The organism is Rhizobium sp. WCS2018Hpa-16 (assembly GCF_031843705.1).
GTDB classification, from domain to species: Bacteria; Pseudomonadota; Alphaproteobacteria; order Rhizobiales; family Rhizobiaceae; genus Agrobacterium; species Agrobacterium tumefaciens_C.
On the sequence record NZ_JAVTIX010000012.1, the window covers coordinates 21,002 to 46,751 of the forward strand.

Genomic DNA, 25,750 nt, shown 5'->3' on the forward strand with positions numbered 1-25,750 from the left:
CAAAACAGCAAAATGATGTCTACGATCGGATTCGAATCAGATGTGAGCTTTTCATGGCTTACTCATAACTCTCCACCCTCATAGAAGGTGAAGCCTCCGGAAAAACTCGGATCCGTTCGGTTCCCCCCAAATAGCCAAGTCGGAAATTAGAAGTTGGATTTTGGCGTTGCGCTCAAATATCTCCTATGATTGAAGAGGGACTAGCTGAGAAGAAAGGCACGTGATGCAATTCGAACCCCTGGACATTCCGGACGTAGTGCTCCTAAGGCCGACACGTTTCGGTGATACGCGTGGCTACTTCATGGAAACTTTCCGGACAGAGTGGTTCCAAGTCAATATTGGGAACTTCGTGTTTGTTCAGGAAAACCGTTCGTTTTCCGCGGAAGTAGGGACGATACGGGGCCTTCATTATCAACTTGAGCCGCGTGCACAGGGAAAGCTGGTTACTTGCACGGCGGGAGCGTTGTTGGACGTTGCAGTTGATATAAGGGCGAATTCTCCGACGTATGGCCGATATGTGTCTGCGGAACTGACAGACGAAAACGCCCATCAGCTATGGGTACCGCCTGGATTCGCGCATGGATTTTGCACGTTAAAACCAGATACCGTCATCAGCTACAAGGTAACTGACTATTACGCGCCCGATTGTGACCGGGGCTTGCTGTGGAATGATCCCGCGCTCAACATTCACTGGCCCGTCACAGGTGGCGTCGTTCTTTCTGACAAAGATAAAAAGCAACCCTTGCTGGCCGAACTAGAAACCAATTTCGTCTACGAGAAAATGAACCGGGAGATTGAATAAATGCGCGTACTCGTTACCGGCGGGGCAGGTTTTATAGGGTCTGCTGTCGTAAGACATCTCATCAACGACAAGCACTACGACGTCCTGAATATCGACAAGTTGACCTATGCCGGGACGCTGACCTCTTTGATATCGGTGAAAGATAATCCGCTATATCGATTCGAAAATGCGGATATCTGCGACAAGACAGCGATAACGCAGGCGATTTCAAGTTTCAGGCCTGATCGCATCATGCACCTGGCAGCTGAAAGCCACGTCGACCGGTCTATCACGGGAGCCAAGGATTTTGTTGAAACGAATGTTCTTGGAACATTCAATATGCTCGAATGCGCGCGTGCTTATTGGCAGTCTTTAGACAGCGCCGCCAAAGAGACATTTCGTTTCCTCCACATTTCAACTGATGAAGTCTATGGTTCGTTGGGAGAAGAAGGCCTGTTTACCGAAGCCACGGCATATGATCCCAGTTCCCCCTACTCTGCCACGAAGGCAGCGTCTGACCATCTCGCCAAGGCCTGGGAGCGGACGTATGGCTTGCCGGTTGTGGTATCCAACTGCTCGAATAATTACGGACCATTCCATTTCCCAGAAAAGCTCATTCCGCTTATGATCATCAGTGCGCTGGAGGGCAAATCCTTGCCCGTTTATGGCAGCGGCAACAATGTACGAGATTGGCTGTTCGTTGAAGATCATGCCAGAGCGCTGGACATGATCGCCGAGCGCGGACGTGTTGGCGAAACCTATAACGTGGGTGGCCGAAATGAGCAGCGAAACATCGATGTCGTCAATCGCATTTGCGGCCTGATGGATGGGTTTCGTCCTGAACATGGCCCTCATTCCAGACTGATCACATATGTTCAGGATCGACCGGGACATGACGCCCGCTACGCAATCGATGCAACAAAGCTCGAGCAAGAACTGGGCTGGAAAGCGGTCGAAAACTTCGATACTGGGATCGAAAAGACAGTAAAATGGTATCTCGAAAACGAGTGGTGGTGGGCCCCCTTGCGGAAGGGATACAAGGGTGACCGGCTGGGTCTTATACCTGCAGGATCTGCGGAATGACGAAAGTCAGACGCTATCTTGTCACCGGCTTGGATGGTCAGGTCGTACAGTCGCTCATTCAACAAGCGGCAAACGATGCTTCGGTGGAGATTATTGCTGTTGGCAGACCAAAGCTTGATCTTGCCAGACCGGAGACCATCACCGCTCCGGTGATGGAGTTAAAACCTGATCTCATAATATCTGCTGCGGCTTATACCGCTGTGGATCAGGCGGAAAGCGAGAGTGCGTTGGCGCACGCGGTCAACGGAGATGGACCATCTGCGCTTGCAGCGGCTGCGGCCAAGCTCGACATACCGATCGTTCATATCTCGACAGACTACGTCTTCGATGGTGCCAAAAAAACACCTTATGGCGAATCCGATGCCGTGGCACCTCTGGGCATTTATGGTGCGAGCAAACTGGCAGGAGAAAAGACCGTAGCGGCGGCGACAGCCAATTATGCGATACTGCGCACCGCGTGGGTCTACAGCCCTTTTGGGAAAAATTTCTTGAAGACGATGCTCCGAGTTGCCGATGGCCGTGATGTCGTCAATGTCGTTGATGACCAGTTTGGAAACCCCACATCTGCACTTGATATTGCCGACGCAGTTCTTGCTGTATCCCGCGGTCTACTTGCGTCACCCGACCCTGAATTACGAGGGATATTCCATATGACGGCTACGGGGGAAGCAAGTTGGGCGGATTTTGCCGAAGAGATTTTTCGAGCGTCCTCTGAGATCGGAGGGCCGTCTGCGCATGTGAACAGAATTCCTTCCAGCGCGTACCCGACGCCCGCCCAAAGACCAGCCAACTCGCGACTGCACTGCGGAAAGCTTCTCGCCACTCATGGCGTCTCGCTTCCACATTGGCAAAGCTCTACGCAGAAAACCGTTGCCCAAATTACTCAATCGGCGCGTACTAACGAAATTCCAGGAGAGAATAAATGAAGGGTATCATACTTGCAGGTGGCAGCGGTACGCGGCTCCATCCAGCGACACTGGCTGTCAACAAGCAGCTCATTCCCGTTTACGACAAGCCGATGATTTACTATCCGCTGTCCGTTTTGATGCTGGCAGGTATCCGCGATATATTGATCATATCGTCGCCTGAATATATCGACAGCTACACCCGTTTGTTCAGCGATGGATCCGGTTGGGGACTGAATATCTCCTATGTTATACAACCCAAACCAGATGGTCTCGCGCAAGCGTTTACATTGGGCGCCGAATTTATCGGTGACGACAATGTCGCATTGGTTCTTGGCGATAATATCTTTTTTGGCGCCGGTCTTCAGGACCTGCTCGCACAGGCACGCGACCGCAAGACAGGTGCGACGGTCTTTGCATATGAAGTGGACGATCCCGAGAGATATGGTGTGGTCGAACTTGATAAGGACGGACGGGCTTTGTCGCTCGAAGAAAAGCCAACGTCTCCCAAGTCTCGTATGGCTGTGACTGGTTTGTATTTCTACGACAGCAAGGTCGTTGAATATGCGCGCACGATGCAGCCGTCCGCCCGCGGCGAGTATGAAATCACCGACTTGAACCGTATCTATATGGAACAGGGAGAGCTGTTTGTAGAACGCATGTCACGTGGCTATGCATGGCTCGACACTGGCACTCACGACAGCCTGCTGGAAGCATCGGAATTCGTTCGGACTATCCAGCACCGACAAGGCACGAGCGTCGCGTGTATTGAGGAAATAGCGTATACGAACGGCTGGATAACGCTAGAGCAAGTCCGTGAATATGGAAACATGTTCTCGAAAACCGCGTATGGCCGCTCTCTGCTCAAACTCATTGACGAGTGATGACCTGAAGAGGTGTGAACCGCACCGCGTTTGCCGAAGGCTCCAACCTCTGACAAATAGGAGCCTTCATGGCATGCGCCGTTTTGAGAGCACGTAGTTCACGCTTGACGGAATGGAACAACGTTGTTGCCGCGCATGGACGCGATCGTACCCCTCTTACTTTTCCCAAGACCACTAGATTGGGTTCGTCGTCTTCGATCATTTAACACGTCCAGCCTCTGTATCACACGACGTCTATGCCAGTGGAGCTGAACCCATCAAGCGGCTGGCTAGACGCTCGCTTTGAATGCCCACGGCATCAACTCATCGATCCGCGCCTGTCTGTGGCCATTTACGATGACGGCGAGCATGCTGGTCGAGTAGATCAACGGATCGACGGCATCGAGCTTATACGCAGCCGAGCCAATTTTGACTCTTTGGCCATCCCAAAATGCGGTGATTCTCACTCTCCCAAACAGGAGTTACGATGCGATCAGGGATTTCGTTACGTGAAAATTCTGATGGTTAAGGTCTCCGGCGCCTTGCGCGGCAGACGAGGATGCAGCCTAGGTACGACGCCTGTTGGCACTCGACTCATTCTACGACAAGGGCTCACGCTCAGATGCGGTCCGTCTCGGCCATGTGCTCGGGCGTCTCCAGACCATGGCAAAACTTCGAAGCTGTGCAGTTTGCCACAATCGAACGGGTTGATTGGCCCAACGCCCGCCGTCTTCTACAGCCCATAGGTAAATACCGCCAGCCAAAGCCACGCAGTAGTATGACGCCAAGCATAGTTGCTTAACCTAAACGAAATGGACTCCGCCAGACCAGACGCAGTTCCAAAAATTTCGGTTTTGAGTTTTATGAAACCTCCCGATTAGTAAGGTGCCCTATCCCAACCATGTAACGCAAACGCTAGGGGACTGTGGGTTGCGAAACTTATTTGCGGGTGATCATTTTGAAATTGCTTAGAGGAGAAATCGCTATTTGGATCAAACAAACCTGACTCTCCAAACTTTAAATAGTGACTGAGTGGATCAGCAGCATCACTCCTAAACTGCGGATATTTCTCAACGTACCATCCCGTGTCGAAAAGCTTATTTGGTTTACGAAATTCGGACGCGCCAAACTTAATGTAGTGAACCAGTGGGTTTATGCCTTCTCGCAAGACATCTGTGTTGTTTTTAAAATAATACCGCGTGTCGAAAAGCGCGCACGGCCAGCGACCTTCAGCGTAGCCATGATTTACATAATGGCGGATCGGATCAAGTCCTGCCAAACCAACATCGGGGTATCGATATCTGTACCAATTAGAGTCGAACAAGCTAGAATTACGAAGCAACCTCATGTCGGGATCTTCTCGTCCGAAGACCATCCTCAAGAAATATGAGCTTTTCTTAATTATTTTGCTTCGCTTGAGATCCCGGTACGCCGCAGCGGCTAAATCTAAATGTCTTTCCGATTCGATCATATAAACCGACGGCTCCGACCGAAACACCTCGGAATCGCATAGTTTCTTTTCAAGGCTCAGAACTAGCTTTTCAGCCTTTTCATACGCACGGCAGTAAGAATTAGCTTTATCCGATAGGTAAGCTATTAGGATATCGCGATTTTCATCTTCTTTAGTCATACCTTATCACACAACGTTTCCGCGCTTTTCCACTCGAATACACATTCCATATGATTAGAACTGGTCGATGGCCGCTGCAACATACTCAACCTCTTCATGTGAAAGATATTCCCCAATTGGAAGACTAACGCCGTGCTTGGCGAAGTAGTCAGAAGTTGGCAGATCTGAGTTCCCATAGGTCCCTAGGTAGCATTCTTGTTTAGACGGAATAATGGGGTAATGAAGGGCAGTGCCGACACCCAAGTCGGACATGTGCCTAACAAACCGATCCCGCTCATTCACACAAACGACGAAATTGTGCCACACACAGTCTCCCTCCGAGACTAATAAACGGCGAATGGTATCAGGTTTTTTTGACGCCAGTGCGGAAGTGTACCGCTCAGCTATTGCTTTCCTCTGAGCTATTATTGTCTCAATATTTTTCAGCTTTAGAGTCAAGAACGCGGCTTGTATAGGATCCATACGCGAATTCATGCCCGTCTCGCGATGAATATACTTTTCCACAGAACCATAATTTGCCAGCAGCCTGACTCTTTCAGCCAAGCTCTCGTCATTTGTAATTATCGCCCCAGCGTCGCCAAGCGCGCCCAAATTCTTACTGGGATAGAAACTGAAACAACCAATATGACCAACTGAACCTGCAGTCATCTCTTGGTACTTGGCACCGTGTGCCTGAGCGGAGTCTTCAACGACGTAGAGAGAATGTCTTTGCGCGATATCGATGATCTCACGCATGCTCGCCATCTCCCCATATAAATGAACGGGAATAATCGCCTTTGTGTGAGGCGTTATCGCTGCCTCAATTAACGATACGTCAATATTCGCACTGCCGAGCTCTACATCAACGGGAACAGGCGTTGCACCAACAGCGGAGACTGCTAGCCATGTAGCTACAAAAGTTTGACCCGGGACAATAACCTCGTCGCCTCTCCCAACGTTTAACGCTCTAAGCGCAATAATCAGCGCGTCTAATCCGTTTGCCAAACTCACGCAATGATTGCTGCCGCAAAAGCTCGCGAAAGCAGCCTCAAATCCGGTTACATATTCCCCGCCGATATAGGTACCAGAGCGAAAAACATCAGACGCAACCGAAGAGAACTCATCCATGTAGCGGGCATTCAAACGGCCCAATTCTAGGAACTTGACATTCATCATTTCAGCTCTCTTGCATAACTTAAGAATTCGTTATGATCGCGAATGTAATCGCTGTCGTCGTAAAGTTCACTGGCGAGCACGGCACATACCGCTCCAGAGGTAAATTGGTCAACCACGCGCCAAATATTCGGCTTGACGACAAAAGGCCGATTCGGTTGGTCAATCCGGACAGTTCTCTGCTCAAATCCATCATCTAAAACGAGATTATAGGCACCACTGAATGCAAAAAAGAGCTGCCTTAGGTTCCGATGTGCATGCCCTGCTCTTTGGCCTCCAAAAGGGACATCAAACAGGAAATACATCCGTGCGAAATCAAAATCGACAAGCTTTCGATCGTTCTGCACAAACGACAATTTCCCCCTGTGGTCCGGATATGTCGGTAAATCAATGAAGTGACAATCATCTACTGAGTGATGCATATATTTTCTCCACAACTTGCTCTAGGCTTGTGTAAATCGGTTTGACCCCATAGGCGTTCAGGAACTCATAAGAACGTTGTCCCGTCGACAATATATACCCGGTAGAATTGATCGCTGAAACGGCGTCCCAATCGACCTCAGTATCACCAATATACAGGCCGATCTGCAGCTTCCGAAATACTGCAGATTTGCCCTCAGCAACATCCGCTTCATTAACACTTTGCACGCTGTCGAACCACGAAAAAATCCCGAGATTCATAATCTGTTTCAAAAAGTTCTCCTGATTCCGACGTGCAGATATCAAGTGAATCGGACCTAAAAGTCGAAGTTTCTGAAGTGCCTCTGCTGCGCCAGCTGTTACCTGATCATACTTCTGATAGGCTTCTGTCTCGATGTGAGCCGCCCAATAAGCCTTCGCCGTTAACACGTCATCTTCGGTCGCTCCATTAGCACGTAGAGCGATAACATTATTTGCCCCGTCTCTCTTGCTGTTCCACACAGCCTCCCAGTCAATGGCACTTTCTCTGTTTTTCAGTGCATCGCGCAAGCAATACATCTGCTTCTCAGCACAGGAAATCAGAGTTCCGTCGAGGTCAACGCCGATGTTCATCGTCTAGCCCTGACTTACGTGTTCTTGGTAGTATCTGGTTACTACCGATTCCCGCATGACTAAAACTCGATCGCGTAAAGCGGAGAACCTTCCCAAATCGAAACCTGACATTTGTATCTCAAAATACTCACGGTAGAGATTAATGCCGACAGCGAGAGTCATGGCAGTCGCACCACCTGGCCGAGGATTTATGTCAGTCACGACCCACCGCCCATCTCGCTTCATAACTTGAAAACAAAATAAACCCTGCAGGCCAAATACCCGGACAATTTCCTTAGCCAGTGTTTCAAGTTCAAACGAGTGCCACACTCTGCACTTCGTTGACACTCCTGCCTTAGTTTCAATCCGCTCCCTCGCAACAGTCACAATTTCGTCGTGAGCGGAAAGTACATCGACGGTGACCTCCGGTTTTTCGCAAACCTCTTGAAATACCAATTCCACAGTTTGCGATGGGACGGTTTTCAATCCGCTTTCGTCAAGTACCAGACTTACATTAGCACTACCAACTCCGCGCCTAGGCTTACTGAACGCGGGAAAAAATCTACTCGCCGTAAATTCCTGGGAACTAAATGTTGCGGGAGATGGTATGCCATTTGACGCGCACATTCTCCCCATCTCAAGCTTATCGGTGCAAACATCAACGCTGGAAACCAGCGATTGAGGCAGCTTTGTGATCAATGCGACCGCGTCCGCACTCGCAAGCGCTCGGATTTCTTCGTCATGAATCGGGTAGATGAAATCAATCGACTTCTCCGCCACCAGGCCAGAGATAAAGTCTATGTATTCTGCTCGTTGGCTGGCAAGCGGGCCCGTTGAATGGGACGCGGTTGGGAACGCACCCACTGCAAGCATGTTAAGCGGATTAATATCTGCCGTGTGGACCTCGAAGTGCGGCGCCGAGGCAAGACCTTTTATCACGCCCAGAGCTGTGGATGTTCCTGCAGATGTGAGCAGTATTCTATATTTTCGTTGCGTCATTTCTTTATCCCAACATTCGCGCGTCTTCTGCCCACCGCAGCATCTTATCGAGCTCTTGGTGCCCGATGAAACGGTATTCGCTTGGGACCCTGCACACGCTGCCCAACGTCACATCGACTTGATTGGAGAACACATAAACTCTGCGCTTTTCGTGTGCCTGATAGAATTGAGCATGACTAAGTGAACTCTCGAGGTCATCTTCATCGACAAAAAAGAAAAAGTCGCTTATTCCTCTAGAAACAAGATCAACACCTCGACCGTCAGTGAACCATCCAGTCTCAATTAGAAATTGAAAAGACTGATTGTCAGCGCGAGTGTTTGCCGGCACTAAAATGGGAGCACCCTCTTTGCCGCACGGTCCAAGGGAGGGATCCACCTTCGAAATTAGAAGGGCCTTCCTCATCACGCCCATTCTGCTAAGGAAATTCACTCTCAACCGCCTAACGGACCAGTTGGCTGGAAATTCCTCCTGCAGACGCTCTAGAAAAACCAGAAAATTAAGTTGCAAAGGCGGATAGTAGTTTGCAACCTTAACTATATTTTGATTGAGCTTATTTATAAAGTTGTCAAAAATCATCTCATCAGAAGCAATCTCACGGAGCCAGTCAAAAAGGCGTTCAGACGTGAGTATTTTTTGCTGCACTTCAAATAGCTCAAACTGGCTTTGGAGTAACAATGTATTACCAGCACTCAAATTTGAGCCATGAACGCGGTACAACATAGTAACTTCTTCGACGGCTGTAAATTTACCAACTAGTAGAAGAGATAACCAGAGTTGATAATCTTGGAGCCGCTCATTATGCAAGCCCCAAAATCTGGTTTCGAAAGCTTCTTTCCTAAAGAGTGACGCGGGTGCGCAAAGCATGTTGCCAGAGAACAACCGAGCGAACAGATCAGCACGGTCGTTTGAACGCACGAGGGAATGATCGAAGATCTTCAGGTCTAGTTGGGTATCGTTCTCATCTATATATTTAACCTCACCGAACGCTGCTACCGCTTTTGAAGAGTCTAAAGCTTCCGCCAAGCTTTCCAGATGGGTTGGGAGCCAGACGTCGTCATGTCCAATTTGCGCGATGTAGCTTCCGCTTGCGCAATCACATGCTGTACGGAGGGCATTGCAAACTCCGAGATTCAATGCGTTTTCGATAACCGTCACTTGGATGCCCGGGTTTTCTTCGATCCATTGATTATAAATGTCTCTACTTGCGTCCGTTGATCCATCGTCAACAATGACGACTTCGATGCTTGGGTACTGTTGCCTCGCAATTCCATCAAGCGTAGCTCTGAGGAATTTGACAGCATTATAGACAGGAAGGACAACCGAGATGAGAGCCATGTGACTTTTTAATTTTTGGGTCATGATAGTACCACTTCGACCTTATCCGAAATGCGGTCTTCTCCGTTCTTGCTGATCAAACGAATGAACGTGCCCGTCGCGGCTGGGTGAAGTGGTGTAAAGAACGGAACGCCTGGGATATGGCCTTTGGTATCTGGGTCGCTGGCGCTGGTATCTATGTAAATCACGGAGCCGTGGGATACCTGCGATATATAACCAAAAGGCAGAACTCTCAGCCGAGACTGCAATGCGGGAGATATGTCTTTCAGTTGGGTTTCGACGATTACGTGCCCCTGATTTAGTTCCACCTCTTCGCAGTAGTAGTATTTACCCATGTAATCCAATATATTTTTGAATTCGGAGCCAAAATATCCAGTTATCGCATATGGCACATCGGAGCGATTGTATATTTCAAAGTTCTCAACCTCAAAGTGCTGAGCATATTCGTGCGAAATCCTCACCCGTTCTGATAGATGTTTGGGCTTCTGGTCAATATGACTTGCAGTGCTCTGTCCATGAACACGCCAACCATATGATGTACAAGGAATTGCTAACGTGACCATTTTCTTTGCTTTGTGGCTGATCATGTAGGCGTACCAGAACGCTATATCGAAGGCAGTCTCGCTGACATTCAATATTTCGTTGCGCCTCACAATATCACGTGCAGTATCGGCTTTGAAAAAAGTCAGATGGTGCGGGTAATAATAATAAAAAGAGCTTAGCGCGTCATATACGGGCTTGGAGTATAACTCAAAATAGCCATGATTAAACTTCGCCTCATTGGTGTAAATCAGATCGATACCCTTGAAAACTTCGGACGTAGCCAACCTAACTATATCTCTTAAGTCTACTTCATCATCGTGATCAAGTATTCCAACGTAGGCACCTGTAGCAGCGAGTATGCCATCTGCGTATGATGAACTAATACCAAGGTTTCTATCGTGAGATATTAACTTAAAATTTGGCATCAATCGCTCGATTCGCTTGGCAAATTGCTTTACCTCAACAGACATTGGTGTATCGTCAACAAGGATCCACTCGATTCGATCGCGAAACGGAAAGAGCGATACAAAGAGGCGCTCCAAAAAATACTTTGGCGTCTTATAGCACGGTGTTATCAGCGTCAGGGTGACATCGAATTTCATTTTGATTTCTCATATCTTTCGAACGCTTTGGTAGTTTATAGGAAAGCGGACCGCAACCCGCTATTGTTAAATATGCATAAATTCACATTTGGAGGCGGAGTCAGCGTGGCAGTTTTGCCTGGCAGGCGTTGCCCTACTCCTTCAGATACTGGCCGATGCGCAGAGACGCGAGGCAGGCAAAGACCCACAGATGGCCCGGAATCTTCGATTCTTGAGACCACGTCGTGGGTTTTGACAGTTGTTGAATGTCATTAGTGCCGTGCATCAACGGATCGTGATAAAACTGTTCAGCACCAATGCTCATCAAAGCAAATGACCTGGACATCCTTCGGATCATTTTTGTCCCAAGAGTTGTGCAACTTTTCGCTGGCGAGACCGACGAGATCAGTCTCATCACGAGCCGACCATGCGGAGTTGGATATGCTAGGGCCGAGGTTCCCCGCTGTCTCGAAACTCGGGCTCACATGACGGCGTCGCTCCTTGCCTCGCAACTGGATTTGGACCTCCTGACGTCCCTTCGAAGGATCTGTGGACGAATAAATATGTCAGAAACATGACAGGGCTCTTGCGCTTCTCCATTAGTGCTGCTTGATATATTCTTTCTATCTAGGGGAGAAATATTTTGCCGTATCAATCAATAACGACCAGCGCAGATTCAGATTCAGCGGGCAAGCTGGCTGCTCTTAAGATGCCCGAAATCGAGGGCAAGAAGTTTCTTGATCTTGGGTGCAACGAAGGCTTCTTCTGTGGCGCTTCTCTGGTCGGCGGTGCGGTAAAAGCGGTGGGCGTCGATACGGGAGAAGAATTTATTCGGGACGCTCGCGGCCATTTCCCGGGTGCTGAATTTCATCTTCAGAGCTGGGACGATTTCCTTCCGGCTAATGACGAGAAGTTCGATGTGATTCTGTTTGCCTCTGCTATCCACTATTCGGCAGATCAGGTGAATTCACTCGACCTTGCTTTGCGTGCATTGACGGAGGATGGTACCCTCCTCCTAGAATGCGGCATTGGTGATCCCGACAAGGCTGAAGGCATTTACGTTCGGCAGGTACGATATGATGGCATCGAGCGACTTTACTTCACGATGGATTCCCTGAGAAACATCCTCAAGGAGCGCGGATATTACATTTTCCAGACATTCCCGTCCGTTGCTCAAGGCGGTGACGCTTTTCCCCGGTGGGTTTTCCACATCCGCAAGACCAAAAGCGTGATCCTGTACAACTTCGATATGCCTAACTCAGGCAAGACCTACATCAGCAACTTCTTCAAAGCTGAGGTGGCCTACCTTTCCATTGACCAGTTGGCACATCGGCTGATGAACGAAACCCCATTCAGTCTCATCTCTGTGGGAGAGGCGAATGTCGACTTCTTCTGGAGAACGGTAGACGCCCTCTCTATGACCAAGCTCGCAGTAGAGCGCATATGCGCAATGATATCTGAGACAAACGCGGAGGCGGCATACGTCGAAGGATGGCTACCTCAGTCGATCAAACAGGGGGTTCTGGACTGGCTACAGGACACCGGCCGGCCTTCGTTCAACGTTTCCCTCACTCACGGCACCCTTGTGCCTAAAACCGTCACCCCGGTGACGTGCTCCCTCAGATCATCTGGCGTCTGGTTCAGGAAAGAACTCGAGCGCTCGTATGTCGACAAGGTGACTGCATTCACGACTGGCGATGTGGTCGAGTTTGTTGTGAACGGATGGTACGATTTGCGCATTCCCGCGACCAATAAATTTCTCATGCTCCACAATGGCTATGAGATCCCTGGCCAACTTCTACTGGAGCCTCACCGAACAGACCTTGGCGATTTCGGTCGTCCTTTCCTCGCTACATTTAAGGCCCCGGCCGATTCTCTGGACCGCATCAGCTTGAGAGACTACCCTGAGTTCGCGATTGAGGGTGACAATCGAGCACTTTATTTCCTCAACTCCAACCAATTTGGTGAACTCTTCACCCGCCTGGAAATACCTCCATCAGGCTCGCTTCAGGAATTCGGTATCTGGAACAACAATGTACCCACCGTATTCACGACCTAAGCCAGAACGGTAGCAGACGTCTTCGGCGACATCGGAGGCGTCTACACTCCCAGCAGAACCTTTACTGCTTTACTTCGAAGGTGAGCGTCCTGCGAACTCATTTTCGGGTTTAGAGAGATGGGAGCTGTAAGCCGCGTTCATCGTAAGCGGTGTTCTAATTACACCTTGACCATCTGAGATAGATGGAAACGTTTAGTCTCATGTGACGAAAAATTACGCCACTTTTAGGCGTCGCGGCTAAGGATTCGAGCGTGTCGATACCCAGCGTCGAATTTGACAAACTACTCCTTGCCAATCGTGGCGGAGGGCCTTGGCCATATCAGAGCTTCGCGTCAGCAATGTTTGCAACTCCTCATTCGCGGTAGTACGCAGTTGATCATTGCAGTGGAGAATTAGATCGTTCAACGAACCCATACCACCGAAGAGCCCATAGAAGCGCTCCACGCCGTAGTAATCAGACTGTTCAATTGAGGCAGCGCATTTTGCTATCTGATTGGCCCAGTGAGGCTCATCATGTTTGTGTAGATGCGTCTCAAGTTCACGAAGTGCGATGGCGAATCTGAGGATGTCTGGATGGAGCGGCATGTGGTGATCTTAGCGTCGGTGATAACTCATGTCATCTTTATAAATTGCCTGCGGCTTCGCTACATGTCGCATAGGGCAGACTGCAGTCTTCGAGGCCGAGTTACCCCCTTTTATAATTCCACGGCAGAAGCTCATCGATCTTGCTCTGTTTGTGGCCGTTGACGATGGCGGTGAGTGTTGTGGTCAGATAGGCCAAGGGATCGACGGCGTTGAGTTTGCAAGTCTCGATGAGCGAGGCAATGGTTACCCAGTTCTCGGCCCCTGTATCATGCCCCGCAAAGAGCGCGTTCTTGGGATTGAGTGCAATTGGCCGGATGGTTCGCTCGACGCTGCTGTTGTCAATCTCGATGCGACCGTCGGTGAGGAAGAGCTTCAGACCATCCCAGTATTTGGTGATGTACGCCAGGGCTTCGCCGAGCGGCGACTTGGTCGCAATACGGGCACGGTGATGGGCAAGCCAGGCCTGCATGTCATCGATGAGCGGCGCAGATCGTTCGCGCCAACCTGCAAGTGAGCCTCGGGATCAAGGCCTCGCAATTCGGCCTCGATGCGATACAGTTCACCAATCCGTTTGACGCCGTCCTCGGCAATGGGTGCTGTTGCGCTGCGCGTGATCTCCACCAGCTTGCGCCGCGCGTGCGCCCGTGCGCCCAGCAATAGGCGAGCTGAATGTTCCGTCCTATGCGGTCGGGTCCGATCAGCCTATTGTATCCGGCATAGCCATCCATCTGCAGAATGCCTTCAAACCCCTGCAATATCCGTCCCGCATGAATGCCCCGCGACCAGGCGAATAGGTGAAGGCTACGCCCGGTGGAGAGCCACCGCCCCATGGGCGATCATCCCGCGCCAGCGCCCAGAAGTATCCGGTCTTGGTTTTGCGCGATCCGGGATCGAGAACCGGAGCACAGGTCTCGTCCATGAGCAGCTTGGTCGAGCACCAAGATGAGAGCTGGGATCGTTGCAGGAGCCGCCAACGCTATCGAGGCCGAGCCGAGTCTAGTGGTGATTGCAAGGGAATGCACGCCCCTGCCAAGGGTGGCGGAACTTGATGATGTTGGGGAAATGAGGAACAGCGACATACTGTGGTAGCTCATCTGAAAGCGCCAGGACCTCTTGGATGGCTTCTTTCTCAATAGGCGTCGGATACTATTCGGCTCGTGGTCCTGCCTTGATTTGCTCGATGGTCTCACCGGCGGCGAGACGCTCAATCGCATTTGCCGCAAGTCCCACTTTCTTGTCGCGAGAATTCCCGTTGTCGCTAGTGATGTCCGAGATTTGCTGGTACGCCATTGTCTGCCTCTTGATAATGAGGCTTCACTTTACCAATGCAAAATTTCGCGCATGCCCTCAATTGTCTGGAAGCGTTTGGCAGTAATATCAGTCGGTAAATTTGCCGTTTGATTTCTACGAATCATAGGCGATAACATCCCCTGATTTCTGGGGGATATTATGAAGAACATTGCGGCTTGCTGATCTGCGCTTAAGCGCGCACTCCGACAATCATCGTTCTCTGACTGTTCCGGTAGCCACCGTCAACCTCCATCTTGGCTTCAATTCTACCACCAAGCCAGTCCATCTGTTCATAGACCAATGAAAACCCGTTGGCTCTCAGCATATCGAACAACCCGCCCTTCATATTCCAAAAGGAACGATGGTTCCCCCAAGACGCCCACTTGTGCTTCTCGCGGCCCTCGTCGTCGTTCTCTTCGTGCTCTCCGAACCACCGTCCTTGCATGCCTTCATTTGTTTCAACCTCGGAAAGGTTGGCATGTATGCTTGGTTCGTGGGTGGCGTAGTGAGTGTGGAGAATAATCATTTTTGCGGCACATCGGGCCATTACCTCAATGAAGGCCTTTGGGTTATCTAAGTGGTAGAGAAGCCCCGAGCAAAAAACCACGTCGAAACTGCCGTACTTTTCCAAATTGAGGACATCGTCTTTCACAAAGTAAAGGTTTGGTAAGGCTAAGCCCTGCCGCACGATCTCGCAGTTATCAAGATTGGATTGTCTTACCTCGATGCCTTTAGAGATCATGCCTAGCCGTGCAAAGCCTGCAGCATAGCCGCCTTCGAGGCAGCCCAGATCGACAACGCGAAGGCCGGTGAGATTTGCGCCGAAAGAATTGCGCATTGATCTAACTTCGGCTTGGAAAGTCGTTGTATCTTCAACAAACTCTTCTTTTCCGGGGATCGTCTGTGATCCATCATTAAGCAGAACATTATGCGCAGTAAAAGCCACTGATATACTCCCCCATGTCCATGTTCGGACATGACACGCGTATTACAGACTCGACCTCGTGGCAATGATCGTCTTCGCCGCGGCTATTTTATTCTATCGACGCTTACCAAGTTGACAGCGCAGCGCGCTTCCATGTGTTTGTTGCCACGCAAACATAGTGGAAGTTAGCATCGTTCATGAATTGACCAACTTGGCATGCTGCGGTCGATGATGTGGGGGTCTGAAGCGGGGCTTGAAGCCGTCCATCATTCCAGGCTGCGAAAATTGAATTCCCAATGCCGTTGTTCACGAAAAAACCGTTGTCGGTAAACGCGACACGAGGACCAGCGGACGTTGCGGTGCTTGCGATGCTGCCGCCCTGTTTGTTGTTGCCCCATGTGAGGTTATTGTTCGTTGAATTAACCGGCAGTGCGATGGCCGCACTATTAAAGCCCGAGGTAGACCCTTTCAGGTCGAGACCGTAGTCGAGCCTGACGTTCGGATTGTTGCCTTGGATCAGCGTCCCGTTTTCGCGAATGGGCCAGTTTTGCGGATATCCTTGATCCGCCTCGCCAAACTGAATGCCGATATTATAGCCAAGGTTGTGGTCTGGGAGCCCATAGAAATTGCTTGTGACGATGGCGATCGCCGCATCCTCAACGCTACCGGCGAGAGACGGCTGATTGTACATGTTTTCATCAGCAATTCGCAGGCCGTTCTTAATGCCTACGGGACTGTGGGTCTGTGTATCTACCTCCAGTCCAACGGCCGCGCTCGCTGGCCCGGTTAAACCAGGCGGAACTTTCACGATGCTGTTGCCGCCTGTATAGCCGCCGACGCCCGCGCCTCCCGCGACAGACACGCTCGCAGTACCAACGCAAGATTTTCCGGCAAGCGTCGCATCGCAGGTCTGATAAAAGCCTCCGCCGATGCGGTCGCCTTTGCCGGTAGCGGTCATTCGCCGGTTGACTATGAGGCCATAGTTAGTGACGTAGGAGGGATATCCTACACCCTCGGTCGATGTGATATCCATCGCCGGTGAGTTGTCCGTCTGGCTTGTCCTTCCTGCGTCGAGAACGCGTAAATTCCTTCCTGTCACGGTAGTTTTGCCAGTCGCATTGTTAATCGCTAGCGGATTATCCATCGGGACGCCGCCAACATAACGCTCCACTTGGAAGAAGCCGCTACTGCCTCCGAGGCCCAGGCGCCACTGATTAGCCCCTGTCGCTGACCGAAAATACTGTTGATGCTAGTATCGGTCGTAGCGGAGTCGAGCATTATCGAAGGCGTGGTCGCTTTCTTGACCGTAGCGCCCCTAAAAGTCGGAGAAGGCAGCGTCTGCGCAGCCACTGTGGTTGCGAACATGACCGCGGACATCGTGACCAACCATTTTCTCATGGTGTTTTCCTCCTAGCCAGGTGTTTAGTCGCTCATGCCGCTTCAACACAAGCGATCAACGATGCCAAAGTCTCTCGCTCGACGTTTGCCGGTACCTTCAGGCTGCGACCGTTGCGCAATGAGATCCGTACAAACGTTTCCAAGGACTAAGTGGATGGCACCTACTGGGAAGGGTCGTTGTCAACAAGACGGACCGGCAAGAAGGAAGGCGAGTCATCTCGACCGTAGAGAGTTCTGCGCCAGACACGAATTTGCGATGGATGAACGTCATGCCGACATGCCACATCGCAGACGCGCGCGCTAGGCTGAGCTGATTCCGCCAGAATGGTCAGCTCACCTCTAATGGCCAGCGCCGCCTGCGTTCAATGCCTCATATAATCTCATGCGAGCCATGCCAACCTCTAAGATCCCCATCTAATCCCAGCATTAATGATGGTATTAACGCCGGATCATCGCCTAGATAGCTAAGTTCGCGGAATGTGTTGGCCGGACGCATGCGGCTTCCCGAATTCTGCACCGGTATTGATTTGCACATTGTCGGCTTTCCCACCTTGGCGCTGACAATGATATCCGTCGCGGGTAAGGCGCTGTCCGTCGATTGTAAGTTTATCCTGCAGGTGCATGTCCTGTCTTTCAAGTTGGTGATTGGCGGGAAGGTTACGACCAGTCGAGCGGAGCTAGCTGTTACCATAGCAGGCGGTCGCGCAGACCTGTCATATCTGGTTGATGGATGATTACTCGGTCGCTATGGCGGCGATCCGGACTCTTCTTTCAGGTGATGCATCCGATTCTCCCTTGAGGCAGTCAAAGGTCCATTTCTCGGCGCCGCGGCTGAGAGATAGCCTTATTCGCGTAGGCCCAGGTTGTTTGATCGCCATAAACCGTTCGTTTAGAAACAACGGAACAGAGGTAAAGATCAATTTCCCCTCCTGGCAATCGCAGTGGATTGTCGCAAATTCGAATGTCTGCCCATTGATTTCAAGCGACAGGTCAGTGTGTAAAATGTCAGACGCAATGTAGAGGCACACAGGCCATCCAGGCAGCTCAATAAGAGCGGACGTATCATGACCAACTACAATGCAATCAAGCTGCAAATGTCTGTTAGCAGCTCTCTCAATAGTTAGCCCTGCAGAATTAGGAAGCGCAGCGGCGTGTGTAATAGCCAGTGCGTTGTCTGACGAACTTTGATAGACATTTGTGTCCTTAGGCATAGAAAGGATGCGTTGCGCCGACTGAGCAAGCGGTCGGCCAATCAAAGCACTGGCGAATCCACGATGGAAATGAGCCAAATCCGAATACAGGAATGATGGCTTCTGCCCACCAAAATACTCATGAAACTCAACGCGCATGTCTTGATGGATTAGCCCATGTCGCTCGTAGAAATCCTTCTCTGCTTTGTAGACGTTGTTGACAACGCCGATATCGTAGAACGGATCGGACGCCAGCAACAATGGCAACACCGGTACGTCCTTAAACTTGACGGCCATGAACCCATAGAGTTTTTCCAGCATCTCCCATTTTTTCTGGTAGGCGTCAGCAAGGTGGTTGATATGCCCCGTGTCGTTGAGGGAATACTCCAGAATAATCAAGTCAGGTCGGGATTCCAGCGTGTCTAGCAAAGCGAGAGAGGTAAGCGATGTCGTGCCGCCTACTGATCGGTTCACGATTTCCACTTCCCCATACTCGTCGGTCATTTTCCGCGCGAAATGGTAAATATAGCCGTCGTTTAGAAGTGAATTCGATCCTCCGACTACTAATATCTGCATGCAACCCCGCCCACGGCATTAAATGTCAGACAGGGTTACAGCGATTGATGTGCCTGCGCAATCATCATCCGCTTGATTTCTGACGATCACCAAGTCGTAAGCGCCGTGACGTTGCCCCGTGGAAATAAACCATTGTGAAGTAAGCTCTGGCCCATTGAGAGGGCCAAGGAATGAAGCGCACCCGTTTCACATACGAACAAATGATCGGAGCCTCTGGCTCATTGCAACAACTAAGGTTGACCCTCATACTTAAGGCAAGTGCATTGAGGCTAAGATCGAAGCACCAAAATTTAATTTAGCCTCGACAAGCATTATCCGTTCAAAATTTGCCGACGTAATATTCTTTCCATCAATAAGCCGATCGCCAAACTACCGCAAACCCACCCGAGAAGATAAGTTTTGCTGAGATATTGTTCGGAATAGCCGAGGTAATAGGCTGATCTGACCCATTCTACAGCCTGGAACGCCGGATTGAACGAGCAATAATAAATCACGATGTCAGGAAATGAGTGCAAGTAGATCGGCGCGCCTGAGCTTAAATAAATTATCGCTGTGAACAGCGAATAAAACATCGCAAAGAAAGGAAATATTGCCGAAATAACACTTACGATTATCCCAACGCCGATCGAAAGGATCGCTACGCAAAGTATAGCCAATGCGGCGTCCTCCATTGAGCGAGGCACAGGATTGGATCCTACCGAAATGAGAATAATAAAAACAATCAATATTGAGATCACAATCGCCACAAGTTCCAACAAGCAGCGTCCGAGAACGATATCCAACAGGCGAACTGCAGGAAACGCTAGCATTGACTTATTGGACAGCACGGAAACTGACATAAACCTAGACACATAGTTAAACGTAAGCACGGGAATTAGCCCCGTCGCAAAAAAAAGCACCAGATCGTCACCAAATACTGCTTGGCGATCGACAATCTTGTAGATGACGAGCAATAAAAGCATGTGGGCGACAGGAAAAAGGGGGACGATCAAAAATCCCAAGCCGTGGTCGAAGTAGCGACTACGGATGTCACGCAGGATAACGGCGTGCATTACATTCAGCTTTCGCGCGATGGCGACCTTCACCGTCGATTTGTTTTCGCTTCTTCGAATATCGAACTGTTGATCAGTCATCAAAACCATCCATCTGAGAAGTTCGAAAGCAGATTAAACGAAAAGTTACGGTCTTCGCGTCGCAGTGAGGAATCTGGTTGTGCCGCGATCAGTCGAAGAAAGGGATCAATCGAGCTTCTTACGAATTAGCATGATTGAACCGCAGACGAACAACGCCAATGCTGCGAAAGCTAAAAACCGTAAAAACAGCTGCAGCAAAGTTCTAGGATAAGCGGCATCATCCGGTAACGTAGGATTAGTGAAATTATCGACATAAACCAGTTGAAGTGAACTCACCAACCTCACCTTTTCCAGATCGGTAATAGCCGACTGAAGACGTTCCTCACCCAGCCTAAGGTCAAGCTTCACATTCTCAAAAGCGGTCGAGTATGCCGCAAGGCTGTCTTTACCTACACCAGCCGTTTTTGCCTGCAGTTCCTTTGCCTGAGCCTCCAATCCCTGCAATCGTCTGTCGATTTCAGACACCTGTGGAGCATCCGCGCCCACCGTCTCACCCAAGGCCGCCTTGCGACTTCTTAGATCAGCTATGGTGGTTTCAACGCCGGTCAATACCGAGCTGAAGCGCTCCGCTGACATATCGATGTCAAAGACGCCCGTTGTATTCTGTATATCTCTAAGCCGGCCTCTGAGATCACTTACATTTTTTGTAGCATTTTCAACGTCGTGCTGCGTTGTGACCAGAAGGTCATTCCACATGCCTGAACTCAGCTTGTTGACCTGAGCCTCTGATAATTTCAGAACCAACTGCAGCAAATCTTTCGCTTCTTGCGGGGTATATGCCGTAACCTGAAGCTCAACGATACCACTTTTAGGGTTTACCGAAGCGGAATAGTGTTTACGCCAATACTTCAGCGTCTTATCCTGGTTTGCCTCGGGATTGAGCCTTGAAAAGTAGTCGATTTCGTCACGCCCGAAATACTTCTCAAGCGAGATATTTTTTGAAACATCCTCGATCAAAGCGGGGCTGTCGAGATAGTTCAATAATACGGCGGTGTCCTGAACGATCTTTGCTTTAGGCTCTACGGTTGAACTCGCGTAGCGGTCTCTTGAGAGCATGGGAGCAGAAGACCGAAGGACGAAACGAACCTCAGACACATAACCTGGGCTGGCAACCATCGTGTAATAAATCACACTCATCAACAGCGGTATGACGAATGTCAGCGCAAAGCAGACCCCAATCAAGATGGAGAATATTTTGTCGCGCGTTCGCGGCGCCAACCCTGCCAAACGGTAGAGGTTACGTCGACTACGGTTTTCGAACGTAAGCATACGCGCGTAGGAACTAAGCGCCGATGCTAGTTTTTGGCTCCGTTCCGATGCAGATAACGCGCCCTGTTGAACAAGCTTATTGTTTTCTTTCACACCGAGTCTCCGAACGAAAAGGCCATTAACGGTTCAAGCGCATGTAAGTCGCTATCCCTTCCTCGACGCTCTCGAATTGCACCATATGCCCATCTATAAGGACAAGGGCGACGTCACAATAATCTTTGATCGTATCCATGTCATGAGAGATCATAATGACATCAGATCTCTCTCTGCGTTGACGAAACGCTTCCCGGCATCTGCGCTGGAAGTTCGAGTCTCCAACAGCCGTGATTTCGTCAACGAGGTAGCAATCAAACTCGATTGCCATCGAAAGTCCAAACGCGAAGCGTGCCATCATACCTGACGAGTAGGTTCGTATTGGTTCGTTGAGATAGCTGCCAATCTCGGCAAAATCAGCGACGAACCGCAGAACACGGTAAAAATCTTCACCATAGGCGCGCGCAACGAATTTTAAGTTCTCTTTGCCGCTTAGCTGATGGTTCAAGCCATTTGCAAAGCCAAGTGGCCAGGAGACCCGCACTTGTCGCGTTATGCGACCGGAATTCGGCAATTCGGCACCCGAGATCAGCCGCATCGTTGTAGACTTACCCGCACCATTGACGCCCAGCAGTCCATAGGACCTTCCGGAGGCAAAATGCATCGTCTGATCTCGCAGGATGTAGCGCCGGTGCGCAGCTGTCTTGTAGTATTTGGTAACACGGTCCAAAAAAATCATGATTAAACTCTATGATCCTCAATGGACATCCAGATCAGAGTGCCCGTCATCCACAGCGTCAAGAGCCCCCCGAGCAGAATAATCCACTGCGAAAAACGATCCGGGTAACGCGATTCTTCCGGAACATGAGCGTCCGAAAAAACGGAAATGAAAGTCGTTCTCTTCAATGCCGTCGATTTTGCTGTGTCCAAATTCCTCACGGTCGATTCGTACAACGCTTGCGTGACGACGCGTTGCGTTTCAAGTCGAGAGAATTCCGCCATGCTTGACGAGATTTGCACACCACTGCTGGGCGTCGCACCCGCAACACTGTCTTGGCGCAAGCGTATCTGGTCCTCGATCGCTTGGATCGACCGTTTCAGTTCGCGGCCTCTGGCAGTATTGTCGGCTCCGGCCGCCACGAGTGAGTTCAAGCTTACAGTCAATGTCAGTTTTTGCTCAGTTAACTTGGCTATAATCGAATTCGACATTTTTGCTGAAGCTAAAGGATCGAGGATACCGGTCTTATTTTGGTATTCTCTCAAATTGTCGAGAGCCTTTCGATATTCCGCCAGAGCCAGGGTAACGTCATTCTCGCCGCGCTGTATGAGATCGTGTTTTGCTTTTTCTGAAATGGTATCAATCATCTCATCGGCCGCTTGCAGCGAAGCCTCGGAAATTTTCACCGCGTCTTCCGGTGAAAACGCACGAATGGTGAGAATGATAATTCCCGACGGACCATCAACATAGGTGTCAACCTGCCTTGTCCAAAATTTATGAAGGTCTTCGAACCTGGCGTCTTTGGGCAAGCGCGAAAAATAATCCACGTCGGCACGCGAAAACATGTCGTGTAATTGAATACGCTCATTGAGGAGCCGTACGATCTGTGGCGACTGGATATAATTGGCGACGATGTAGGAATCCTGAGTCAGTGAATCGCCACCGATAATTGACCGACCGTCACGCTTTTCAGACGTGTCGAACTGCTCACTCACTCCGATCGTGCGAACAACCATGCGGGATTCAGAAATGTACTGGCCGCTCGCAAAAAGGAAGTAATATATTCCAGCTATGATTCCCGGGATAATCACGAACATAAACAATGAGTTCGTTTTATTAAACCATCTGCTGCCGCGCTCATAGCTATCACTATTTGCGTCTGCATCGTCTGCCGGCGCGATACTAACCGCCTTGTCGAGATGACCGACCTCAAGATTCATGGTTTATCCCTGGAATCGCTATTCAATGGTGCTGTGACAGCATACCAGCCTGTTGGGCCGAGTTGTATCTTGCCGAGATATAATAATCTCGGGGAGAAACCTCAGCCGTGTTAACCTCGCTTATTCATCAGCAAATGGTGTCATGAGCGTGACGCAGGATAATTCTGTTGTTGTTTGAATTGGCCGAGAAGCCCCATTTTTTTGCGCCCCAAAAAGGCCGTTGCGTGTTATGAATTTCTTGCCAAACTGGGGTGGCCGCCATCAACCGCTTTTCACTCTCACTCGCAGCGCCAGATAGTCCGTTACGCCAGTCCGTCGAATGCCCTTTTCTCGGCTTTCTCGATAAAGTGATAGAGTACCAGATCAACCTCAAGGATATGCTCTATCCTGCCTATTTTCCTTATCACGTCGGACAGATCTAAGATTGCGTCCAATGGGGGCCTAACACTGATTGCAGTCGGCGCCAGATCCAACGCCGCCGCAATGCTCCTTGAATAGCCCGAATTGTCACGGCCACTGTCAAACACTGTGAATTGTGAGAGTACGTCCAGCGCCTGAGATACATCTTCCAATCTTACTGTGTCCGCAGGCGAAGCGGCGACTAATTGGTGAGTAAAAGGAGAGGAGAGTAAACTTAATGTATCTGCAGGAGCATTCAGAATTGCTTTTACAACGGCGGACTCATCTTTCATATCAATGCCATCAAACCAATCAATGACTGATTTGAAGATGATCATATCACGTGGTGATACAAAAGAAAATTTGGTCGCTTTTATTCGACTAAAAACCGCCAAGCGCGTTGCTAGCTCGACAAACGGATCTCTTAGAGAAATCAACGTCGTATCGATATTGTAGTCAATGTAAACCCTGAAATTCTTCAACGGAATACGGCCCGAAACGTATACAGAAGGCTGATGTATAATTTCCAACATTTGCCTTATAGTTTCAAATCCGTGGTGTTCTATTTGTTGTTCGAAAAACTGGAAGTGATCTTTTACACTTGTATCTATTTCGCGCTGCGGCACCAATCCAGTCTCAATACGTAGAACTTTTTTTGGAATATATTGCCCAACCTGAGCCCTGCGATAGAAGACGAGACCAGTTTCAGGGTCTGACAATTGTAAAGACAAGGCGTTTGTCAGCCCCGGAACGTTCGCTTCTGAAAGCACGAACCCAACATTACCCGTTTCATGCGCGCCCTGCGCACGAGCTCCTTCGATGAACACCCAAGTGTATATTTCTTGGACGTCGCTTTCACTGTCTAATCTGACATGGATTTTTGGGACAGTAGAATATCCGTCAGGCACAAAATAACCATGGACCTCTGATCCGGTATCGATGTGCACACAAAAGTTCATTTTCTATATCTTCTCAATTTTCCCAAACATATTGATGCGATGACAAACCTAGAATTTTTTCCCACTGATTACTCTACGTTACCATCGGTCATGCGCCCGACGAAATCTTGAAGGATAAGTCGATGGTATTTCGATTTCCTCCCGCTTACAGCCATCAGACTTTTTAGCAAAACCGAAAATTCGGCGGCTCTTTGGTATACTATCGAGTGATTTGAAGAGACTGAAAGAAATTTATCTATCGAAGTTATATTTACCAGTTTCGCCATGTGTAAATGGTCTAGCCAAAAATGACTTTGATATGGATTTTTGTATTCCGATGCAGAGAAAATTGCTGATGCGTAACCGCTTCGACGAATGCGAGTGTATAGATCAGCAATATCCATTAAATAGTCTGGGGTCCGTTGCACTGCCAGATGGCCTGATACATATATATGTTCTTTTATATTAATATCCGAAAATGTCTGAGGAGAACACGCAAGAACATCTATGTGCGGCACTAAGCCACCTAATGCCAATGCTGCATACCCCCCTGAGGACTGCCCAAAGGCGAGGCAAGGCCGCTTTTGTATCATATCACGGACAAAAACCGCTATACCCTCAATATCAGGCAGAAGATCCGATCCGCCATACCACCAGCTAGCCGTGTCTTGGAAATAAATCACCCTTGAGGCATTTTCTCGAGCTGCGGAAAGCATCGAAAAGCGCTCAAGATTACCCGCAAAAATAACCAGATCAGTAAGTCGTCGGCTCTCACCCTCGAAAACCACACACCCGCAATCGCCGGAGATTAGATTCAACTCACTAATCGTCAAACGCAGTTCATCTTCTGATAGACGAGAAAGGGGTACAGGGGAGTATTTCAGCTTAACGCCACACCGCACAACATCTTGAAAAATCACACCCACGTAAAGTGTACCTCATCGATTCGTTTGATAGTGGTAATTTGGACAATCATTCCACTCTAGGCAAATTTGCTCAACCTGCGGCGACCGGGCACTTTGACGACCGCCGAAGCAAATTCACCGTAACAAAGACTACAACCAGTAAGGCGAATTACTCTTGTAATCTAACGGGCTCGAGTGCCTCCGTAACGCTAGGCCGGTCAAGATATC

At 49.7% G+C, this 25,750-nt stretch carries 24 protein-coding genes and 2 pseudogenes; 5 read left to right on the top strand and 21 right to left on the bottom strand.

Annotation, left to right across the window (positions count from 1 at the left end; all coding sequences use genetic code 11):
- Positions 1 to 223: 223 nt before the first annotated feature.
- The 4 genes from rfbC to rfbA are packed head-to-tail and all read left to right on the top strand — an operon-like array spanning position 224 to position 3,653.
- A complete protein-coding gene (gene rfbC, locus RQI55_RS22800) occupies positions 224 to 802 on the top strand; it encodes a dTDP-4-dehydrorhamnose 3,5-epimerase (RefSeq protein WP_042618671.1) in 579 nt (192 codons plus the stop codon).
- On the top strand, positions 803 to 1,864 hold the full coding sequence (rfbB, locus tag RQI55_RS22805) for a dTDP-glucose 4,6-dehydratase (protein ID WP_042618672.1): 1,062 nt from the start codon (positions 803 to 805) through the stop codon (positions 1,862 to 1,864).
- Positions 1,861 to 2,790, top strand: coding sequence for a dTDP-4-dehydrorhamnose reductase (rfbD, locus tag RQI55_RS22810; RefSeq protein ID WP_311273584.1), 930 nt, complete (start codon positions 1,861 to 1,863; stop codon positions 2,788 to 2,790). The genes rfbB and rfbD overlap by 4 nt, the downstream gene beginning before the upstream one ends.
- Positions 2,787 to 3,653 carry a glucose-1-phosphate thymidylyltransferase RfbA gene (gene rfbA / locus RQI55_RS22815; protein ID WP_042618674.1) on the top strand — a complete coding sequence of 289 codons (867 nt, stop codon included), beginning with the start codon at positions 2,787 to 2,789 and terminating at the stop codon, positions 3,651 to 3,653. Before rfbD ends, rfbA begins: the two co-directional genes overlap by 4 nt.
- A 269-nt stretch (positions 3,654 to 3,922) precedes the next feature.
- On the opposite strand, the pseudogene RQI55_RS22820 reads toward rfbA, so the two are convergent.
- The 8 genes and pseudogenes from RQI55_RS22820 to RQI55_RS22855 form a co-directional block, all read right to left on the bottom strand.
- A pseudogene (locus tag RQI55_RS22820) lies at positions 3,923 to 4,042 on the bottom strand (transposase domain-containing protein); the annotation flags it as partial.
- Between the two features lie 467 nt (positions 4,043 to 4,509).
- Positions 4,510 to 5,262 (bottom strand): hypothetical protein, encoded by a 753-nt coding sequence (locus RQI55_RS22825; RefSeq protein WP_311273586.1) that lies wholly within the window; start codon positions 5,260 to 5,262, stop codon positions 4,510 to 4,512.
- Between the two features lie 54 nt (positions 5,263 to 5,316).
- Positions 5,317 to 6,417, bottom strand: a complete 1,101-nt coding sequence (locus RQI55_RS22830; RefSeq protein WP_143239480.1) for a DegT/DnrJ/EryC1/StrS aminotransferase family protein — start codon at positions 6,415 to 6,417, stop codon at positions 5,317 to 5,319.
- Positions 6,414 to 6,836, bottom strand: a complete 423-nt coding sequence (locus RQI55_RS22835; protein ID WP_042618676.1) for an FdtA/QdtA family cupin domain-containing protein — start codon at positions 6,834 to 6,836, stop codon at positions 6,414 to 6,416. The genes RQI55_RS22830 and RQI55_RS22835 overlap by 4 nt, the downstream gene beginning before the upstream one ends.
- Positions 6,817 to 7,446: an HAD family hydrolase gene (locus RQI55_RS22840; protein WP_042618677.1), complete on the bottom strand. Its 630-nt coding sequence runs from the start codon at positions 7,444 to 7,446 to the stop codon at positions 6,817 to 6,819. Before RQI55_RS22840 ends, RQI55_RS22835 begins: the two co-directional genes overlap by 20 nt.
- Before the next feature lie 3 nt (positions 7,447 to 7,449).
- Positions 7,450 to 8,424 carry an ATP-grasp domain-containing protein gene (locus RQI55_RS22845; RefSeq protein ID WP_042618678.1) on the bottom strand — a complete coding sequence of 325 codons (975 nt, stop codon included), beginning with the start codon at positions 8,422 to 8,424 and terminating at the stop codon, positions 7,450 to 7,452.
- A gap of 4 nt (positions 8,425 to 8,428) precedes the next feature.
- Positions 8,429 to 9,784: a glycosyltransferase gene (locus RQI55_RS22850; RefSeq protein WP_311273587.1), complete on the bottom strand. Its 1,356-nt coding sequence runs from the start codon at positions 9,782 to 9,784 to the stop codon at positions 8,429 to 8,431.
- Positions 9,781 to 10,905: a glycosyltransferase gene (locus RQI55_RS22855; RefSeq protein ID WP_042618679.1), complete on the bottom strand. Its 1,125-nt coding sequence runs from the start codon at positions 10,903 to 10,905 to the stop codon at positions 9,781 to 9,783. The genes RQI55_RS22850 and RQI55_RS22855 overlap by 4 nt, the downstream gene beginning before the upstream one ends.
- A 622-nt stretch (positions 10,906 to 11,527) precedes the next feature.
- Between RQI55_RS22855 and RQI55_RS22860 the strand changes: the two genes are divergently transcribed.
- Positions 11,528 to 12,943: a methyltransferase domain-containing protein gene (locus tag RQI55_RS22860; protein ID WP_052496869.1), complete on the top strand. Its 1,416-nt coding sequence runs from the start codon at positions 11,528 to 11,530 to the stop codon at positions 12,941 to 12,943.
- 237 nt (positions 12,944 to 13,180) lie between these two features.
- Here RQI55_RS22860 and RQI55_RS24290 read toward each other — a convergent pair whose 3' ends face one another.
- The 13 genes and pseudogenes from RQI55_RS24290 to RQI55_RS22915 all read right to left on the bottom strand — a co-directional run bounded on the left by RQI55_RS24290 (position 13,181) and on the right by RQI55_RS22915 (position 25,543).
- The gene (locus tag RQI55_RS24290) at positions 13,181 to 13,528 is read right to left on the bottom strand and encodes a DUF6966 domain-containing protein (RefSeq protein ID WP_409233766.1); all 348 of its coding nucleotides are present in this window, start codon (positions 13,526 to 13,528) and stop codon (positions 13,181 to 13,183) included.
- Between the two features lie 100 nt (positions 13,529 to 13,628).
- Positions 13,629 to 14,462, bottom strand: a pseudogene (gene tnpC / locus RQI55_RS22865) (IS66 family transposase); the annotation flags it as partial.
- A 212-nt stretch (positions 14,463 to 14,674) separates the two neighbouring features.
- Positions 14,675 to 14,818, bottom strand: a complete 144-nt coding sequence (locus RQI55_RS22870; protein WP_311273588.1) for a hypothetical protein — start codon at positions 14,816 to 14,818, stop codon at positions 14,675 to 14,677.
- A gap of 190 nt (positions 14,819 to 15,008) precedes the next feature.
- Positions 15,009 to 15,764: a methyltransferase domain-containing protein gene (locus RQI55_RS22875; RefSeq protein WP_311273589.1), complete on the bottom strand. Its 756-nt coding sequence runs from the start codon at positions 15,762 to 15,764 to the stop codon at positions 15,009 to 15,011.
- A gap of 103 nt (positions 15,765 to 15,867) precedes the next feature.
- Positions 15,868 to 16,887: a hypothetical protein gene (locus RQI55_RS22880; RefSeq protein WP_311273590.1), complete on the bottom strand. Its 1,020-nt coding sequence runs from the start codon at positions 16,885 to 16,887 to the stop codon at positions 15,868 to 15,870.
- A gap of 415 nt (positions 16,888 to 17,302) precedes the next feature.
- Positions 17,303 to 17,491 carry a transposase gene (locus tag RQI55_RS24295; RefSeq protein WP_409233768.1) on the bottom strand — a complete coding sequence of 63 codons (189 nt, stop codon included), beginning with the start codon at positions 17,489 to 17,491 and terminating at the stop codon, positions 17,303 to 17,305.
- Between the two features lie 384 nt (positions 17,492 to 17,875).
- Entirely contained in the window at positions 17,876 to 18,835 is a 960-nt protein-coding gene (locus RQI55_RS22885; RefSeq protein WP_311273591.1) for an SGNH/GDSL hydrolase family protein, read from the bottom strand.
- Positions 18,836 to 19,218: 383 nt separating this feature from the next.
- Positions 19,219 to 20,040 carry an ABC transporter permease gene (locus RQI55_RS22890; RefSeq protein ID WP_042618704.1) on the bottom strand — a complete coding sequence of 274 codons (822 nt, stop codon included), beginning with the start codon at positions 20,038 to 20,040 and terminating at the stop codon, positions 19,219 to 19,221.
- Positions 20,041 to 20,145: 105 nt separating this feature from the next.
- Complete coding sequence (locus tag RQI55_RS22895) at positions 20,146 to 21,402, bottom strand: hypothetical protein (RefSeq protein ID WP_311273592.1); 1,257 nt, start codon at positions 21,400 to 21,402, stop codon at positions 20,146 to 20,148.
- 25 nt (positions 21,403 to 21,427) lie between these two features.
- Entirely contained in the window at positions 21,428 to 22,081 is a 654-nt protein-coding gene (locus RQI55_RS22900; protein ID WP_042618686.1) for an ABC transporter ATP-binding protein, read from the bottom strand.
- Between the two features lie 2 nt (positions 22,082 to 22,083).
- Entirely contained in the window at positions 22,084 to 23,280 is a 1,197-nt protein-coding gene (locus RQI55_RS22905) for a hypothetical protein (RefSeq protein ID WP_042618687.1), read from the bottom strand.
- Positions 23,281 to 23,582: 302 nt separating this feature from the next.
- The gene (locus RQI55_RS22910; protein ID WP_155398901.1) at positions 23,583 to 24,626 is read right to left on the bottom strand and encodes a hypothetical protein; all 1,044 of its coding nucleotides are present in this window, start codon (positions 24,624 to 24,626) and stop codon (positions 23,583 to 23,585) included.
- 80 nt (positions 24,627 to 24,706) lie between these two features.
- Positions 24,707 to 25,543, bottom strand: coding sequence for a hypothetical protein (locus RQI55_RS22915; protein ID WP_155398902.1), 837 nt, complete (start codon positions 25,541 to 25,543; stop codon positions 24,707 to 24,709).
- Positions 25,544 to 25,750 lie beyond the last annotated feature (207 nt).